The organism is Serratia sp. (in: enterobacteria), assembly GCF_052400455.1.
Lineage (GTDB): Bacteria > Pseudomonadota > Gammaproteobacteria > Enterobacterales > Enterobacteriaceae > Serratia > Serratia ureilytica.
On the sequence record NZ_CP185812.1, the window covers coordinates 1,568,796 to 1,584,495 of the forward strand.

Consider the following 15,700-nt stretch of genomic DNA (forward strand, 5'->3'; position numbering starts at 1 on the left):
CGAGTATAATTGATGAAAATTTAACCCGTGTATATTACAGGGATGGGGAATGGATATGGCAAATAACAATGTGACGAAAAAGACAGTCAACGTAACCATCGATCGCGATCTTTTCCAGCGTGCAAAATCCCTGGGCGTCAATGTGTCATCCGTATTGACGGACGCATTGAGCGTCCGCGTCAGGGATATTGAGATTCAACAGTGGCGCGAGCAAAATCGCGCGGCGTTAGAAGAACTTAATCGTATCACTGAAGAAAATGGTTTGTTGTCTGATGAATATCGGACATTTTAAATATGCAATTTACCGTATATGACAATACGTATCCGGCATCAGCCTATCCCTACTTACTGGACGTTCAAAGCGATCTTATTGATGTCCTCTCGACCCGGTTAGTGATCCCTCTTTATGCTTTGGATAACGTCAGGGTTAAAATTTCTGCACGTTTATGCCCGGAAATTGAGGTCAACGGCGAAAAGTTTCTTGTTATGACGCATGAGATGGCTGCCGTACGTATTTCGCAGATTGGGAAGGCCGTTGGTAATGTCAATGAGCACAGGAATCAAATTAAAGCCGCTATCGATTTTCTGATTGATGGCTTTTGAAGAAATCCGGGCGGTTAAACCGCCCGGATTTTTTTATCAGCGGAACAGGTGCTCGGCGTGGAAACGCAGGTGATCTTCCACGAAGGTGGCGATGGTGAAGTAGCTGTGATCGTACCCCGGCTGAATGCGCAGCGTCAGCGGCCAGTCGCGCTGGCGCGCCAGTTCGGCCAGCCGCGCCGGCTGCAGCTGATCGGCCAGGAACTGGTCGTCATCGCCCTGATCGATAAGGACCGGCATTTTTTCCGCGCCGCTGGCCAGCAGATGGCAGCTGTCGTACTGCAGCCACTGGCTCTCGTCGCTGCCCAGATAGGCGGTGAATGCCTTGCGGCCCCACGGCACCTGGCACGGGTTGACGATCGGCGCGAAGGCCGATACCGAGCGGAAGCGCTGCGGGTTGCGAAACGCCATCATCAGCGCGCCGTGGCCGCCCATCGAGTGGCCGAAGATCGACTGACGATCGCTGACGCTGAAGTGCTGTTCTATCAGCGCCGGCAGTTCGGCGCTGATGTAGTCGTACATGCGGAAGTGACGATCCCACGGCGCTTGGGTGGCGTTCAGGTAGAACCCGGCGCCCTGGCCCAGGTCGTAGCCTTCGTCGTTCGGCACCTCGTCGCCACGCGGGCTGGTGTCCGGCATCACCAGCACCAGGCCCAGCTCGGCGGCGATGCGCTGCGCGCCGGCTTTCAACGTGAAGTTCTCGTCGTTGCAGGTCAGCCCCGACAGCCAGTACAGCACCGGCGGCGGGTTGTCATCGCGCGGCGGCGGCAGGTAGATGCTGAATGTCATGTTGCAATTCAGGCTCTGCGCCGCGTGGCGATAACGCTGTTGCCAGCCGCCGAACATGCGGTGCTCTTCGAGAAGTTCCAATGACAACGTCATCTCTGCCTCCTGGCTTATTTGTCGAAGTGGATGACGGAACGGATCGATTTGCCTTCGTGCATCAAATCGAACGCTTCGTTGATCTGCTCCAGCCCCATGGTGTGGGTGATAAAGTCGTTCAGCGCGAATTCGCCGTCCAGATAGCGCTCGACGATGCCCGGCAGCTGTGAACGGCCCTTGACGCCGCCGAATGCCGAGCCGCGCCAGACGCGGCCGGTGACCAGCTGGAACGGCCGGGTCGAGATCTCTTCGCCGGCGCCCGCGACGCCGATGATCACCGATTCCCCCCAGCCCTTGTGGCAGCATTCCAGCGCGGAACGCATCACGTTGACGTTGCCGATGCACTCGAAGGAGAAGTCGACGCCGCCGTCGGTCAGCTCGACGATCACCTCCTGAATCGGTTTGTCATAGTCTTTCGGGTTGATCAGATCGGTAGCGCCCAGCTTGCGCGCCAGATCGAACTTGCTGGTGTTGATGTCGATGCCGATGATGCGGCCCGCGCCAGCCATCTGCGCGCCGATGATCGCCGACAGGCCGATGCCGCCCAGGCCGAAGATCGCCACGGTGTCGCCCGGTTGCACTTTGGCGGTGTTCATCACCGCGCCCATGCCGGTAGTGACGCCACAGCCCAGCAGGCACACTTCCTCCAGCGGCGCTTCCTTGTTGATTTTCGCCAGTGAAATCTCCGGCACCACGGTGTATTCGGAGAAGGTGGAAGTGCCCATGTAGTGGAAGATTGGCTTGCCGTCCTTGAAGAAGCGGGTGGTGCCGTCCGGCATCAGGCCTTTGCCCTGGGTGGCGCGGATCGCCTGGCACAGGTTGGTCTTGCCGGATTTACAGAATTTGCACTCGCCGCACTCCGGGGTGTAGAGCGGGATCACGTGGTCGCCGACCGCCACGCTGGTGACGCCTTCACCGACCGCTTCCACCACGCCGCCGCCCTCGTGGCCGAGGATCGCCGGGAACACGCCTTCCGGATCTTTGCCGGACAGGGTGTAGGCGTCGGTGTGACAAACGCCGGTGGCGACGATCCGCACCAGCACTTCGCCTTTTTGCGGTGGCATCAGCTCGACTTCTTCGATCTTCAGCGGCTGGTTCGGGCTCCAGGCAACGGCGGCGCGGGTTTTGATCATCTCCATCATAGTCTCCTCAGTGGTTTTCTTTTTAAATCAGGCGATATCGACAACGTCTGATAAATCGTTGGGGGTGTTTTCATCAACAGCGGCGGTTTCCGTCTGTTCAATAATCAATTCTTTCAGCGCGCGCACGTTCGGCCCGAACGCGTCGCGGCGCCACAGCAGCCAGGTGGCGGTGTCGGCCACGTCCGGCGGCAGGGTGTGAACCCGAACCCGCTCATGGCCCGGCAGCAGGCTGAGCACCGAATGCGGGATCATCGCCAGCCCGGCGCCGCTGGCGACGCAGGCCAGCATGGCGTGATAGGACTGGATCTCCATGATCTGCCCCGGCCGCGCGCCTTCGCGCTTGAACCAGGCCTCCAGCCGCAGGCGGTAGGAGCAGCTGGCGCGAAAGGCGAACAGCGTTTCGCCGTTGGCGTCTTTGGCGCTGTGGATCGGCGCGTGATCGAGACAGGAGATCACCACCATATGTTCAGGATAGGCGATGCAGCCGTTCAGCTCGTCATAGGGCACCGGGCCGTCGACCAGCGCTGCCGCCAGCGTGCCGGCGCGCACCCGATCGGCGATTTCGCCGGAGGTGCCGGTAGTCAGCGACAGAGACACCTGCGAGAAACGCTGGTGGTAAGCCGCCAGCAGCGAGGGCAGGCGGGTGGCGGCGGTGCTCTCCATCGAGCCGAGAGCGAAGTTGCCCGCCGGTTCGCCGGCATGGGTGATGCTCATCGCCTCGTCGCTCAGCGCCAGGATGCGATTGGCGTAGCACAGAAAGTTATGGCCCATCGGCGACAGGCGCAGGCGCTGTTTTTCGCGGATAAACAGATCGGCGCCCAGTTCCTGCTCGAGCTGGCGCAGCCGGGTGGTCAGATTCGACGGCACGCGGTGCAGCTGCTCGGCGGCGCGGGCGACCGAGCCGGTTTCCGCTACGCAGCAGAACATGCGAAGCTGGGTCAGATCCATAATGTTCTCGTTTCGTGATGAACTTGATGACTATTATTCAGTTTTTGTGAGTTTAATACTGCGGCATGATACTGGCAACTTTCTTTTAACCTTTTGGATACCGGTATGGCTTTACGTATTGCCTTGAGCGGGTTTGCCGCGCTGATCGTGGCGATGGGCATTGGCCGCTTCGCTTTCACCCCTCAGGTGCCACTGATGATCGCTGACCACCAGTTCAGCCTGACCGGCGCTGGGCTGGTGGCGGCGATCAACTATTTGGGCTATCTGTGCGGCGCCTACGACGCGATGCGCGCTACGCGCCACGTCGAGCGGCGCCTGTGGCTGGGCGTATGGGGCGCGATGGCGCTGACGCTGCTGTCGGCGTTGGCGCAGGATGAATGGACGCACGGCGCGCTGCGCTTCGTCATCGGCTGGGCCAGCGGCTGGGCGATGGTGCTGGTGGCGGCCTGGACCAACGAGCGGTTGGCGCACTACGGCCGGCCGGCGCTGAGCGCGGCGGTGTTCGCCGGGCCGGGCGCCGGCATCTTCCTCAGCGGCATGCTGGCGGTGGGCATCAACGCGCTGGGGCTGACGGCGGCGCAGGCCTGGCTGGTGTATGGCGGGCTGGCGCTGGTGCTGGTCGGGGGGATTAGCGCCTTTCTGCCGCGCAGCGGCGAGCTGCATCGCCCGGACGTAGCCCCGGAGCCGCTGCTGCTGACGCCGGCGCTCAAGCGTCTGGTGTGGAGCTACAGCCTGGCCGGCTTCGGCTATATCCTGCCGGCGACCTTCTTGTCGCAGATGGCGGCGGCGCGTTTTCCCGACAGCCTGTTCGCGCAGTTCGTCTGGCCGGTGTTCGGCGGCGCGGCGGTGCTGGGGATCGTTATCGGCATTGTGACCCGCCATCGACTGACCACCCAAACCCGGTTGGCGATCACGCTGTGGGTACAGGCGCTCGGCGTACTGAGCGCCGAAGTGGTGCCGGGCGTGGCCGGCCTGGCGCTCGGGGCGTTGCTGACCGGCGGCGGTTTCCTCTGTGTGGTGCAGCTCGCCCTTCAGCACGGCCGTGAACTGGCGCCGCGCCATGCGCGTTACATGGCCGGATTGCTGACCACCGGTTATGCGATCGGCCAGCTGGTTGGGCCGATGCTGTCGGCGCTGTCGACCGGCTTGACCCATCGGCTGGAACCGGCGCTGTATGTGGCGGTGATAGCGCTGTTGGTGGCCGGAGGGCTGGCGGTGAATACCCCGGCGCGGCGGTTGGCGCAAAAAACGGCGACTCGGTGATTAAAATCCATACAAAAGCGTGGAGACCCGCAGCCGGCCTGATTGTGCTAAATGCGAAGATTTCACCTCTGGATGAAGCACTATCACTGGATAATCGCCGCGCTCTCATCTACAGTGGGGGCAAAATCTTGACCGGGTTCACGTTATCCACCACGAAAACTCTGCCGTCACGAGAGCAAGCAATTCGCCGGCCGCACGCCCTATCAGGCCGCCGGCGGGTTCCGTCCGCAGGAGAACAAATACATGACATCATTAAGTAAAGAAGCCGCTCTGGTGCATGCGGCACTGGAAGAGCGTGGTCTGGAGACACCGCTGCGCGGGGAAGTGCTGGATCGCGAAACGCGCAAGCGTCGCATCAAAGAGCACATGACCGAAATCATGCAGCTGCTGAATCTCGATCTGTCTGACGACAGCCTGGCGGAAACGCCGCATCGCATCGCCAAAATGTATGTCGACGAGATCTTCTCCGGTCTGGACTACGCCAACTTCCCGAAAATCACCGTCATCGAGAACAAAATGAAGGTGGATGAGATGGTGACGGTGCGCGATATCACGCTGACCAGCACCTGTGAACACCACTTCGTCACCATCGACGGCAAGGCCACCGTGGCCTATATCCCGAAAGACTCGGTGATCGGTCTGTCGAAGATCAACCGCATTGTGCAGTTCTTCTCCCAGCGTCCGCAGGTGCAAGAGCGCCTGACCCAGCAGATCCTGGTTGCGCTGCAGACCCTGCTCGGCACCAATAACGTGGCGGTATCGATCGATGCAGTCCATTATTGTGTCAAAGCGCGCGGCATTCGCGACGCGACCAGCGCCACCACCACCACCTCGTTGGGGGGGCTGTTCAAGTCCAGCCAAAATACCCGCCAGGAGTTCCTGCGCGCGGTGCGCCATCACCAGGGGTGATGGCGTTGCGGGGCGACTCGCAAAACGACAACAGGCGCCTGCGGGCGCCTTTTTCATGAGCGGAAGACAGCGATAAAAAATGAACAGTCATCCTCTGCCGCGCATCGCCACGCTGGACTGCGTGCGCGGCATCGCCATCCTCGGCATCTTATTGCTGAACATCAGCGCCTTCGGCTTGCCGAAGGCCGCCTACCTCAATCCGGCCTATCTGGGGATGCCGTCATCGCGCGACGCCTGGACCTGGGCGCTGCTGGATCTCTTCGCCCAGGCCAAGTTCCTGGCGATGTTCGCACTGCTGTTCGGCGCCGGGCTGCAAATGCTGCTGCGACGCGGCAAAAGCTGGATCCGCGCGCGGCTGTCGTGGCTGGTGCTGTTCGGCCTCGCGCACGCCATCTTCCTGTGGGACGGCGACATTCTGTTGGCCTACGGGCTGATCGGCCTGGTGTGCTGGCGCATGATCCGCGAAGCCAAAGACACATTCCAACTGCTGAAAACCGGCGTGGTGCTCTACCTGATCGGCGTGGCGGTGCTGCTGCTGCTCGGTTTTGTCTCGCACGGTGAACCGGGCAGCTTCTGGCAGCCGGGCGTGGCGGAGTTGCAGTACGAGAAGTTCTGGAAGCTGCAGGGCGGTTTCGAAGCCTGGCGCAGCCGCGCCGATCTGCTCTCGTCCAGCCTGCTGGCCATCGGCGCGCAGTATGGCTGGGAGCTGGCGGGGCTGATGCTGTTCGGCGCCGGGCTAATGCGCAGCGGCTGGCTGCGCGGCAGCTATTCCTCCGGCTATTACCTGCGGCAGGCGGCGTGGCTGTTGCCGCTGTCCGTGCTGATCCAACTGCCGGCGGTGGCGCTGCAATGGCAGGTGCACTGGGACTATCGCTGGAGCGGTTTCCTGCTGCAGGTGCCGCGCGAGCTGGGCGCGCCGCTGCAGGCGCTGGGCTATCTGGCGCTGTGTTACGGTTTCTGGCCCGCGCTGTCGCGCCTGCGCATCGCCCACTGGCTGAGCCAGGTGGGGCGCATGGCGCTGAGCAACTACCTGTTGCAAACGCTGATCTGCACTACGCTGTTTTATCGCTTTGGCCTCTATGAGCAGTTCGACCGGCTTCAGCTGTTGGCGTTTGTGCCTCTGGTCTGGTTGGTCAACCTGGTCTTTTCCGCGCTGTGGCTGCGTTACTTCGAACAGGGGCCGATGGAATGGCTGTGGCGCAAATTGACGCAGATGGCCGCCGGTGAAACGGAATCCAAAGCGCTGAAGTGAGCGCCCATCGGCAGGTTAAAAAAATGTATGTAAACGTTTTCTTTCCTGTGACGTAATTCACGCAGAGCTGCGGGTCAATCGGGGTAGGATAGCGCCACCGGCCACTACCCCGATTTCAGGATCCCGCATGCCTCCAGTTCATCCGATCACTATTCGCGACGTGGCGAAACGCGCCGGCGTCTCCGTGGCGACCGTGTCTCGCGTGCTCAATCACAGCGCGCTGACCAGCAAAGAGACGCGCGAACAGGTGCTGCAGGCGGTGGCGGAACTGGGCTACCGCCCCAACGCCAATGCACAGGCGCTGGCGACCCAAAGCAGCGATACGCTGGGCGTGGTGGTGATGGACGTGTCCGATCCATTCTTCGGCGCGCTGGTGAAAGCGGTAGACACGGTGGCGCAGAAACACCACAAGTATCTGCTGATCGGCAACAGCTATCATCAGGCGGATAAAGAGCGCCATGCGATCGAAGTGCTGATCCGTCAGCGCTGTAACGCCCTGATTGTTCACGCCAAAGCCTTGAGCGACGCCGAACTGATCGGCTTTCTGGAGCAGGTGCCGGGCATGGTGCTGATCAATCGAATTATCCCCGGCTATGAGCCGCGCTGCGTTGGGCTGGACAACGTCAGTGGCGCTGACATGGCGATGCGTCTTCTGCTCTCGCAGGGCCATCGGCGCATCGGTTATCTGGGCTCCAATCACCCGATCGAAGACGGGCCGCTGCGTCAGCAAGGCTATGCGCAGGCGATGGCCGCCGCCGGGCTGGCGACGCCCGACAGCTGGCGCGCGTACGGTTCGCCGGATCTGCAGGGCGGCGAGGCGGCGATGGTCGAGCTGCTGGGGCGCAACTTACAGCTGAGCGCGGTGTTCGCCTACAACGACGCCATGGCCGCCGGCGCCATGGCGGTGCTGAAAGAAAACGGTATCACGGTGCCGCAGCATTTCTCGCTGATCGGCTTCGACGATATTCCCATCGCGCGCTACACCAGCCCCAAACTTACCACGGTGCGTTACCCGATCGTTTCGATGGCCACGTTGGCGACCGAGCTGGCATTACAGGGCGCAGCAGGCCTGGCGGAGCCGCAGGCGAGCCATCTGTTCATGCCGACGCTGGTGCGGCGCCATTCTGTCGCCCCCTGGCAAAGTGAGGCGACGGTCACTCTCTGACGATTTAATCTTGTGTAACCGTTTTCAATCTGTGAGAAAATTCACAGAATATTAACATCACGCCGTCTATGCTCTAGGCGTTTTCAGGCGCAAAGGCCCTTGCCGCTGTAACCGTTTATCTCGCGCTGACACAGCATTTCTCGGAAATAACAAGATCCACGGACGACAGGTGTTGAGTGGAAATCGCCTGGCCTGGGGTGCGTGCACTGCCGGTGACCATTGGCTCAAAGACGAGTAATACCCTACACAGAACCGGAGATTGACAATGAATAAGAAGGTTTTCACCCTGGCCGCCATGGCCGCTGCCATGATGTTTGGCGCCGCAGCCCATGCTGATACCCGTATTGGCGTCACGATTTACAAATACGACGACAACTTCATGTCGGTGGTGCGCAAAGCGATCGAGAAAGACGCCAAGGCGTCACCGGACGTTACCCTGTTGATGAATGACTCGCAGAACGACCAGTCCAAACAGAACGATCAGATCGACGTGCTGCTGGCCAAGGGCGTGAAAGCGCTGGCGATCAACCTGGTCGACCCGGCCGCGGCGCCGGTGGTTATCGATAAGGCGCGCGCAAACGATATCCCGGTGGTGTTCTACAACAAAGAACCTTCCCGCAAAGCGCTGGACAGCTATGACAAGGCGTATTACGTCGGCACCGATTCCAAAGAGTCCGGCGTGATCCAGGGCGAACTGATCGCCAAACACTGGAAAGCCAATCCGGCCTGGGATCTGAACAAAGACGGCCAGATCCAATTCGTGCTGCTGAAGGGCGAGCCGGGCCACCCGGATGCCGAAGCGCGCACCACCTACGTGGTGAAAACGCTGAACGAGAAAGGCATCAAGACCCAACAGCTGCAGTTGGATACCGCGATGTGGGATACCGCGCAGGCGAAAGACAAGATGGACGCCTGGCTCTCCGGCCCGAACGCCAACAAGATCGAAGTGGTGATCGCCAACAACGACGCCATGGCGATGGGCGCGGTGGAAGCGCTGAAAGCGCACAACAAGACCAGTATTCCGGTGTTCGGCGTGGATGCGCTGCCTGAAGCGCTGGCGCTGGTGAAATCCGGCGCGATGGCGGGCACGGTGCTGAACGACGCCGACAATCAGGCGAAGGCCACCTTCGAGCTGGCGAAAAACCTGGCGGCGGGCAAACCGGCCACCGAAGGCACCCAATATAAAATCGAAAATAAAGTCGTGCGTATCCCTTACGTCGGCGTAGATAAAGACAACCTGTCTCAGTTCATTAAATAAGAATTGAGATCCCGCTAAGACCCCGCCTGCGGCGCCAACACCAGGGATACCGCCGGCGGGGATGTTTACGACTGCAAGATCGTTAAGCCAGGTGTATTTATGGCCGATAGCTCACGCGAATTTTTGCTGGAAATGACGGATATTTGTAAGTCATTTCCCGGCGTCAAAGCCTTGGACAATGTCAATTTACGCGTCCGTCCGCACTCCATTCACGCCCTGATGGGGGAGAACGGCGCGGGGAAATCGACGTTGTTGAAATGCCTGTTCGGCATTTACAAAAAAGACAGCGGCAGCATTGTATTTCAGGGCCGGGAAATCGACTTCAAGAGCTCGAAGGAAGCGCTGGAGCACGGCGTTTCCATGGTGCATCAGGAGCTGAACCTGGTGCTGCAACGCACCGTGATGGACAACATGTGGCTGGGACGCTACCCGACCAAAGGCCTGTTCGTCGATCAGGACAAGATGTTCAAAGACACTCAGGCGATCTTCGACGAGCTGGATATCGACATCAACCCGCGCGAAAAGGTGGGCAACCTGTCGGTGTCGCAGATGCAGATGATCGAGATCGCCAAAGCGTTTTCCTATGACGCCAAGATCGTCATCATGGACGAACCGACCTCTTCGTTGACGGAGAAAGAGGTCAATCACCTGTTCACCATCATCCGCAAGCTGAAAGAGCGCGGCTGCGGCATCGTCTATATCTCGCACAAGATGGAAGAGATCTTCCAGCTGTGTGACGAGATAACGGTGCTGCGCGACGGCCAGTGGATCGCCACCCAGCCGCTGGAAGGGCTGGATATGGACAAGATCATCGCCATGATGGTCGGCCGCTCGCTGAGCCAGCGTTTCCCCGACAGGCAGAACACGCCGGGTGAGGTGATCCTCGAGGTGAAGAACCTGACGTCGCTGCGCCAGCCTTCGATCCGCGATGTGTCCTTCGATCTGCACCAGGGCGAGATCCTCGGCATCGCCGGGCTGGTGGGCGCCAAGCGCACCGACATCGTCGAGACGCTGTTCGGCATTCGCGAGAAGGTGGCGGGCACTATCAAGCTGCACGGCAAGGCGATCGACAACCACAGCGCCAACGAAGCGATTAACCACGGTTTCGCGCTGGTGACCGAAGAGCGGCGATCCACCGGGATTTACGCCTACCTCGACGTGGGTTTCAACTCGCTGATCTCCAACATCCGCAATTATAAAAACAAGCTCGGCCTGCTGGACAACGCGCGGATGAAGAGTGACACCCAGTGGGTGATCGACGCCATGCGGGTGAAAACGCCGGGGCATCACACCCATATCGGCTCGCTGTCCGGCGGCAATCAGCAAAAGGTGATCATCGGCCGTTGGCTGCTGACGCAGCCGGAGATCCTGATGCTGGATGAACCGACGCGCGGCATCGACGTGGGCGCCAAGTTCGAGATCTATCAGCTGATGACCGAGCTGGCGAAGAAGGGCAAGGGGATCATTATCGTCTCGTCCGAAATGCCGGAGCTTTTGGGGATCACCGACCGTATTTTGGTGATGAGCAATGGTCAGGTTGCGGGCATCGTTAACACCAAACAGACCTCGCAAAATGAAATCTTACGTCTCGCCTCCCTGCACCTTTAAGGATTCGAATTATGAACGCGCTAAATAAAAAAACCTTATTTACCTATTTCAAGGAAGGCGGCATTTACGTGGTGTTGCTGGTGCTGTTGGCCATCATCATCATTCAGGACCCCACTTTCCTCAGCCTGATGAACCTGAGCAATATCCTGACGCAGTCTTCGGTGCGCATCATCATCGCGCTGGGCGTGGCGGGATTGATCGTGACCCAGGGCACCGACCTGTCCGCCGGGCGGCAGGTGGGGCTGGCGGCGGTGGTGGCGGCCACGCTGCTGCAGTCGATGGATAACGTCAACAAAGTGTTCCCGCACATGGAAACCTGGTCGATTCCCGTGGTTATCCTGCTGGTGTGTGCGGTCGGCGCGGTGATCGGCCTGGTTAACGGCCTGATTATCGCCTACCTCAACGTGACGCCGTTCATCACCACGTTGGGCACCATGATCATCGTCTACGGCATCAACTCGCTGTATTACGATTCGGTCGGCGCGTCGCCGGTCGCCGGCTTCGATCCGAAGTTCTCCACCTTTGCCCAAGGCTTCTTGCGCTTCGGCGACTTCAAGCTGTCGTACATCACCTTCTATGCGCTGATTGCCATCATTTTCGTCTGGATCTTGTGGACCAAGACCCGCTTCGGCAAGAACATCTTCGCCATCGGCGGCAACCCGGAAGCGGCCAAAGTGTCCGGCGTCAATGTGCCGCTGAACCTGATCATGATCTATGCGCTGTCCGGCGTGTTCTATGCCTTCGGCGGCTTGCTGGAAGCGGGGCGCATCGGCAGCGCCACCAACAACCTCGGCTTTATGTATGAGCTGGACGCCATCGCCGCCTGCGTGGTGGGGGGCGTCTCATTTGCCGGCGGGGTGGGTACGGTGTGGGGCGTGGTGACCGGGGTGATCATCTTTACCGTCATCAACTACGGCCTGACCTATATCGGCATCAACCCGTACTGGCAGTACATCATCAAGGGCAGCATCATCATCTTCGCCGTGGCGCTGGACTCGTTGAAATACGCCAAGAAGAAGTAGATCTGCCGCAGCAGAGACGACAAGGCCGGCCTATTGCCTAATGCTGGTCAGTTAGCGTTTTTTTGAAGTACTCGAGTCGTTTTCGGTCGATAAATGAGAGGTGCATCATGAGGCTCCAGCACCTCGACCGAGCCAGGGGCCGAAGGCGCGGCCCCTGGCAACCCGCGCCTTTGCCCTATCAGACGGTTGGCTTTGCCAACTGCCCTCTCTCCGCCATAGCGCATTGAGGCCGGTTGCGACAGGCGTCCCTGCCTGTCTCACCTGAAACCGCCGTCCATGGCGGTTTCTCCTAATGCACTATGCCTGCGTTCGGCGTCTTCAAGGGCGTCCAATACCGTGCTCATCTCCGATTACGCTTCTCTGTCATAACCTCATAAGGGACAGGTTGCCCGGTAGCTGCCAGCTCGGGTGTTGACCTTAGGCGCGCATCACCGGCTGCCGAGCAAGACGGCGTTGTCAGGGGCAACCGGCCAGGGAAGGCCGGTTGAGGCGAGACTAACAGGGACGTTTGTCGCAGCCGACCCGCCCGACAATGCAGACGCGGCGAGGACAAATCTGCCGGGAGCAGATTTGAACGCTGCTTGCAGCGGCCCCGAAGGGGCGAGGCCCAGGGTGGGCCGAGTAATTTCCGCACAGCGGACAGACGGTGTTAAGCAAGGGCGCGGGTGGAGGGGCCGCGCCTTCGGCCCCTCCAATTGCCGTTCATTGTAGTAACAGAGAAATTCGGGGGATTTACGGCAATTCATCCTGCACGTCACGTAAAGAGACTGGATAAAAAATACCAGTCAGGCTTAAGTGACCGGCATTAGGCCTATTCTTCCGGCTTTTTTGGGCGTTTGCCGCGTCAGGGCTGTTTGGCTTTCTGTTTCTCTTCTTTCAGCTTGTGCTCCAGCTCCACCAACTGTTCAGGCGAGACGGCGGGATAACCCTGGGCGTCTTCCGGCACGGTGTGCATGGCGGAGATCGGGATCAGCGGGCCGAGGAAGCGCGGCTCGCGCTTGAGGATGTACAGATCGGTCAGCGCGCCCAGACGGGCGAAGATCTCGCGGGCGCGCACCGTCATCATGTCCTTTGGCGACGGCACCGCGTAACACTGCGCCTGAATGCCCATGTGCAGGGCGATAAACAGCGCGCGCTCGCAGTGGAAGCGCTGGGTGATGATGATGAAATCGTTGGTGTCGAACACCTTGCGGGTGCGCACGATGGAATCCAGGGTGCGGAAGCCGGCGTAATCCAGCACGATATCGCTCGGCGCCACGCCGGCGGCGATCAGATCGCGGCGCATGGTCATCGGTTCGTTATAGCTTTGCTGGGCATTGTCGCCGCTCAGCAGCAGGTATTTTACCTTGCCGCTGTTATAAGCGTTGATCGCTCCCTGAATGCGGTAACGGTAGTACTGGTTGATCACGCCGGTGCGATAATACTTGGCGGTGCCGAGCACTACGCCGACCTGGCGATGCGGCAATTCCTGCAGTTCGTCGTAGACGTAAGGCGCGGTTTTCCAGCTGATCCAGCGATCGAGCGCAATAGCCGAGCCCATCAACACCGCAATGATGATGAACAGGCTGATTATCAGGCGTTTCCACATGTTGTTGCCTTACGCGCGCCGGGCTGAAAAAGATGGATCAAGGCTACTTTACCTGACCGACCGACGCAAGACGCGAACCGCCTGAAGCACGCGCGTCGCCGCATTTTTCGGCGGTTTTGCCGCACAAAAAAGCCCGGCGGAGCCGGGCTGGGTCATTTCAGCGCGTCAATCAGAACGAGGTGCGCTTATAGCTGCGGTACTGCGGCCGCCAGAAGTTGTGCTCGATGGCTTTCGACAGCGCGTCTTCGGAGGTGACGATCGCCACACCCTGCAGCTGCGCCGCTTTGCCCACTTCCATGGCGATGCACTTGGATACGCCCTGAATATCGTCGATATTCGGCAGCAGCGCGCCGTGGCCGTCGGTCGCCAGCGGCGAACAATCCGCCAGCGCGCGGCTGGCGGCCATCAGCATGGCGTCGGTGACGCGGGTGGCGCCGGAGGCCAGCACGCCCAAACCGATGCCCGGGAAGATGTAGGAGTTGTTGCACTGGGCAATCGGGTACAGCTGCTCTTTGTAGCTTACCGGCGCAAACGGGCTGCCGGTCGCGACCAGGGCGGCGCCGTCGGTCCAGTTGATGATGTCTTCCGGACGGGCTTCCACGCGCGAGGTTGGGTTGGACAGCGGCATCACGATAGGGCGTTCGCAGTGCTTGTGCATCTCGCGGATCAGCTCTTCGGTAAACAGCCCCGGCTGGCCGGAAACGCCGATCAGAATGGTCGGCTTGGCGTTGCGCACCACGTCCAGCAGCGAGATGGCGTCGCTGGCGGTTTCCCAACCGGCCAGGTTGTCGCTCTTCTGCACCAGCTTGCTCTGGAAGTCGAGCAGGTTCGGCAGTTTGTCGGTCAGCAGGCCGAAACGGTCAACCATGAATACGCGGGCGCGCGCTTCGTCTTCGCTCAACCCTTCGGACTTCATCTGCGCGATGATCTGCTCGGCGATGCCGCAGCCGGCGGAACCGGCGCCGAGGAAGGTGACGGTCTGATCGCGCAGCTGGCTGCCGGCGGCGCGGCTGGCGGCGATCAGGCTGCCGAGGGTGACCGCGGCGGTGCCCTGGATGTCGTCGTTAAAGCAGCAGATCTCGTCGCGGTAGCGGTTCAGCAGCGGGGTGGCGTTGTTCTGCGCGAAGTCTTCGAACTGCAGCAGCACGTTCGGCCAGCGGCGTTTGACCGCCTGAATAAACTCTTCGACGAAGGCGTGGTATTCCTCGCCGGAGATGCGCGGATGGCGCCAGCCCATGTACAGCGGATCGTTGAGGCGCTGCGGGTTGTTGGTGCCGACGTCCAACACTACCGGCAGGGTATAGGCCGGGCTGATGCCGCCGCAGGCGGTATACAGCGACAGCTTGCCGATGGGAATGCCCATGCCGCCGATGCCCTGGTCGCCCAGGCCGAGAATGCGTTCGCCGTCGGTCACTACGATCACCTTGACGTTCTGCTTGGTGGCGTTTTGCAGCATGTCATCGATGCGATCGCGGTTCGGGTAGGAGATGAACAGCCCGCGCGCGCGGCGGTAGATATCGGAGAAGTGCTCGCAGGCCTCGCCGACGGTCGGGGTGTAGATGATTGGCATCATCTCGCTCAGGTGCGAGTCCAGCAGGCGATAGAACAGGGTTTCGTTGGTGTCCTGGATGTTGCGCAGGTAGATGTGCTTATCGTTATCGTTCTTGAAATCCTGATACTGACGGTAGGCGCGTTCCACCTGTTCTTCGATGGTCTCCACCGCTTCCGGCAGCAGGCCGTGCAGGTTGAAGTGGCTACGTTCTTCCTCGGTGAAAGCGCTGCCTTTGTTCAGCAGCGGAAATTCCAGCAGAATCGGGCCGGCGTAAGGGATGTAGAGCGGGCGTTTGCTTTCGTATTCTAGTTCCATCAGTTTTACTCTTCACGTATCAGATAACTGTATTGCCGACGATCCTAAAAGATAAAGAGAAGATGTACAGCATTTGTTGCCCGATGATGAACCAGGTTGGCGTAATTATCGACAATCAAATGATTTTTTAACTAAAGAAAGTGTCTCTGGCGGCGTCGGGGCATTGTATTTGGCGGGCGGTGCTGTTAACGGCGGA

The 15,700-nt window shown here is 60.0% G+C and carries 14 protein-coding genes; 9 read left to right on the top strand and 5 right to left on the bottom strand.

Features of this window, described 5'->3' with window-relative positions:
* The first annotated feature begins 49 nt into the window (after positions 1-49).
* Positions 50-292, top strand: a complete 243-nt coding sequence (locus ACORQT_RS07560; RefSeq protein WP_078061989.1) for a type II toxin-antitoxin system CcdA family antitoxin — start codon at positions 50-52, stop codon at positions 290-292.
* A gap of 2 nt (positions 293-294) precedes the next feature.
* Positions 295-603 (top strand): CcdB family protein, encoded by a 309-nt coding sequence (locus ACORQT_RS07565; protein ID WP_047728145.1) that lies wholly within the window; start codon positions 295-297, stop codon positions 601-603.
* Between the two features lie 36 nt (positions 604-639).
* Here the strand turns inward: ACORQT_RS07565 and fghA are convergent, their stop codons facing one another.
* From fghA to ptrR, 3 genes are read right to left on the bottom strand one after another with little or no spacing between them, the layout of a single operon-like run.
* Positions 640-1,482, bottom strand: coding sequence for an S-formylglutathione hydrolase (gene fghA / locus ACORQT_RS07570; RefSeq protein WP_015377214.1), 843 nt, complete (start codon positions 1,480-1,482; stop codon positions 640-642).
* Between the two features lie 14 nt (positions 1,483-1,496).
* A complete protein-coding gene (locus ACORQT_RS07575) occupies positions 1,497-2,621 on the bottom strand; it encodes an S-(hydroxymethyl)glutathione dehydrogenase/class III alcohol dehydrogenase (RefSeq protein WP_197752085.1) in 1,125 nt (374 codons plus the stop codon).
* A gap of 30 nt (positions 2,622-2,651) precedes the next feature.
* Positions 2,652-3,572 (bottom strand): putrescine utilization regulator PtrR, encoded by a 921-nt coding sequence (ptrR, locus tag ACORQT_RS07580; RefSeq protein WP_047572137.1) that lies wholly within the window; start codon positions 3,570-3,572, stop codon positions 2,652-2,654.
* 105 nt (positions 3,573-3,677) lie between these two features.
* Here ptrR and ACORQT_RS07585 point away from each other — a divergent pair, with 105 nt between their 5' ends.
* From ACORQT_RS07585 to mglC, 7 genes are all read left to right on the top strand, one after another.
* Complete coding sequence (locus ACORQT_RS07585; protein ID WP_042784036.1) at positions 3,678-4,835, top strand: YbfB/YjiJ family MFS transporter; 1,158 nt, start codon at positions 3,678-3,680, stop codon at positions 4,833-4,835.
* A 243-nt stretch (positions 4,836-5,078) separates the two neighbouring features.
* On the top strand, positions 5,079-5,744 hold the full coding sequence (gene folE / locus ACORQT_RS07590; protein ID WP_004938969.1) for a GTP cyclohydrolase I FolE: 666 nt from the start codon (positions 5,079-5,081) through the stop codon (positions 5,742-5,744).
* A 79-nt stretch (positions 5,745-5,823) separates the two neighbouring features.
* Positions 5,824-6,996, top strand: coding sequence for a DUF418 domain-containing protein YeiB (gene yeiB, locus ACORQT_RS07595; RefSeq protein ID WP_042784037.1), 1,173 nt, complete (start codon positions 5,824-5,826; stop codon positions 6,994-6,996).
* A 127-nt stretch (positions 6,997-7,123) separates the two neighbouring features.
* Positions 7,124-8,161, top strand: a complete 1,038-nt coding sequence (gene galS, locus ACORQT_RS07600) for an HTH-type transcriptional regulator GalS (RefSeq protein ID WP_042784038.1) — start codon at positions 7,124-7,126, stop codon at positions 8,159-8,161.
* 265 nt (positions 8,162-8,426) lie between these two features.
* The gene (gene mglB, locus ACORQT_RS07605; RefSeq protein WP_033650594.1) at positions 8,427-9,419 is read left to right on the top strand and encodes a galactose/glucose ABC transporter substrate-binding protein MglB; all 993 of its coding nucleotides are present in this window, start codon (positions 8,427-8,429) and stop codon (positions 9,417-9,419) included.
* 99 nt (positions 9,420-9,518) lie between these two features.
* On the top strand, positions 9,519-11,027 hold the full coding sequence (gene mglA, locus ACORQT_RS07610) for a galactose/methyl galactoside ABC transporter ATP-binding protein MglA (RefSeq protein ID WP_004938959.1): 1,509 nt from the start codon (positions 9,519-9,521) through the stop codon (positions 11,025-11,027).
* Between the two features lie 11 nt (positions 11,028-11,038).
* Positions 11,039-12,049: a galactose/methyl galactoside ABC transporter permease MglC gene (mglC, locus tag ACORQT_RS07615; protein WP_033642445.1), complete on the top strand. Its 1,011-nt coding sequence runs from the start codon at positions 11,039-11,041 to the stop codon at positions 12,047-12,049.
* Positions 12,050-12,893: 844 nt separating this feature from the next.
* On the opposite strand, the gene sanA is transcribed toward mglC, so the two are convergent.
* Together sanA and ACORQT_RS07625 are read right to left on the bottom strand one after the other, a co-directional pair.
* Positions 12,894-13,637, bottom strand: coding sequence for an outer membrane permeability protein SanA (gene sanA / locus ACORQT_RS07620; RefSeq protein ID WP_004938948.1), 744 nt, complete (start codon positions 13,635-13,637; stop codon positions 12,894-12,896).
* A 169-nt stretch (positions 13,638-13,806) separates the two neighbouring features.
* Positions 13,807-15,504 carry an NAD-dependent malic enzyme gene (locus ACORQT_RS07625; protein ID WP_004938945.1) on the bottom strand — a complete coding sequence of 566 codons (1,698 nt, stop codon included), beginning with the start codon at positions 15,502-15,504 and terminating at the stop codon, positions 13,807-13,809.
* Positions 15,505-15,700: the final 196 nt, after the last annotated feature.

What these genes read in the sequence shown, in the direction of transcription:
- mglC (WP_033642445.1), top strand. Translation starts at nt 11,039, where the DNA reads ATGAACGCGCTAAATAAAAAAACCTTATTTACCTATTTCAAGGAAGGC.
- fghA (WP_015377214.1), bottom strand. Translation starts at nt 1,482, where the DNA reads ATGACGTTGTCATTGGAACTTCTCGAAGAGCACCGCATGTTCGGCGGC.
- mglA (WP_004938959.1), top strand. Translation starts at nt 9,519, where the DNA reads ATGGCCGATAGCTCACGCGAATTTTTGCTGGAAATGACGGATATTTGT.
- galS (WP_042784038.1), top strand. Translation starts at nt 7,124, where the DNA reads ATGCCTCCAGTTCATCCGATCACTATTCGCGACGTGGCGAAACGCGCC.
- yeiB (WP_042784037.1), top strand. Translation starts at nt 5,824, where the DNA reads ATGAACAGTCATCCTCTGCCGCGCATCGCCACGCTGGACTGCGTGCGC.
- ptrR (WP_047572137.1), bottom strand. Translation starts at nt 3,572, where the DNA reads ATGGATCTGACCCAGCTTCGCATGTTCTGCTGCGTAGCGGAAACCGGC.
- ACORQT_RS07625 (WP_004938945.1), bottom strand. Translation starts at nt 15,504, where the DNA reads ATGGAACTAGAATACGAAAGCAAACGCCCGCTCTACATCCCTTACGCC.
- ACORQT_RS07565 (WP_047728145.1), top strand. Translation starts at nt 295, where the DNA reads ATGCAATTTACCGTATATGACAATACGTATCCGGCATCAGCCTATCCC.
- ACORQT_RS07585 (WP_042784036.1), top strand. Translation starts at nt 3,678, where the DNA reads ATGGCTTTACGTATTGCCTTGAGCGGGTTTGCCGCGCTGATCGTGGCG.
- sanA (WP_004938948.1), bottom strand. Translation starts at nt 13,637, where the DNA reads ATGTGGAAACGCCTGATAATCAGCCTGTTCATCATCATTGCGGTGTTG.
- mglB (WP_033650594.1), top strand. Translation starts at nt 8,427, where the DNA reads ATGAATAAGAAGGTTTTCACCCTGGCCGCCATGGCCGCTGCCATGATG.
- folE (WP_004938969.1), top strand. Translation starts at nt 5,079, where the DNA reads ATGACATCATTAAGTAAAGAAGCCGCTCTGGTGCATGCGGCACTGGAA.
- ACORQT_RS07560 (WP_078061989.1), top strand. Translation starts at nt 50, where the DNA reads ATGGATATGGCAAATAACAATGTGACGAAAAAGACAGTCAACGTAACC.
- ACORQT_RS07575 (WP_197752085.1), bottom strand. Translation starts at nt 2,621, where the DNA reads ATGGAGATGATCAAAACCCGCGCCGCCGTTGCCTGGAGCCCGAACCAG.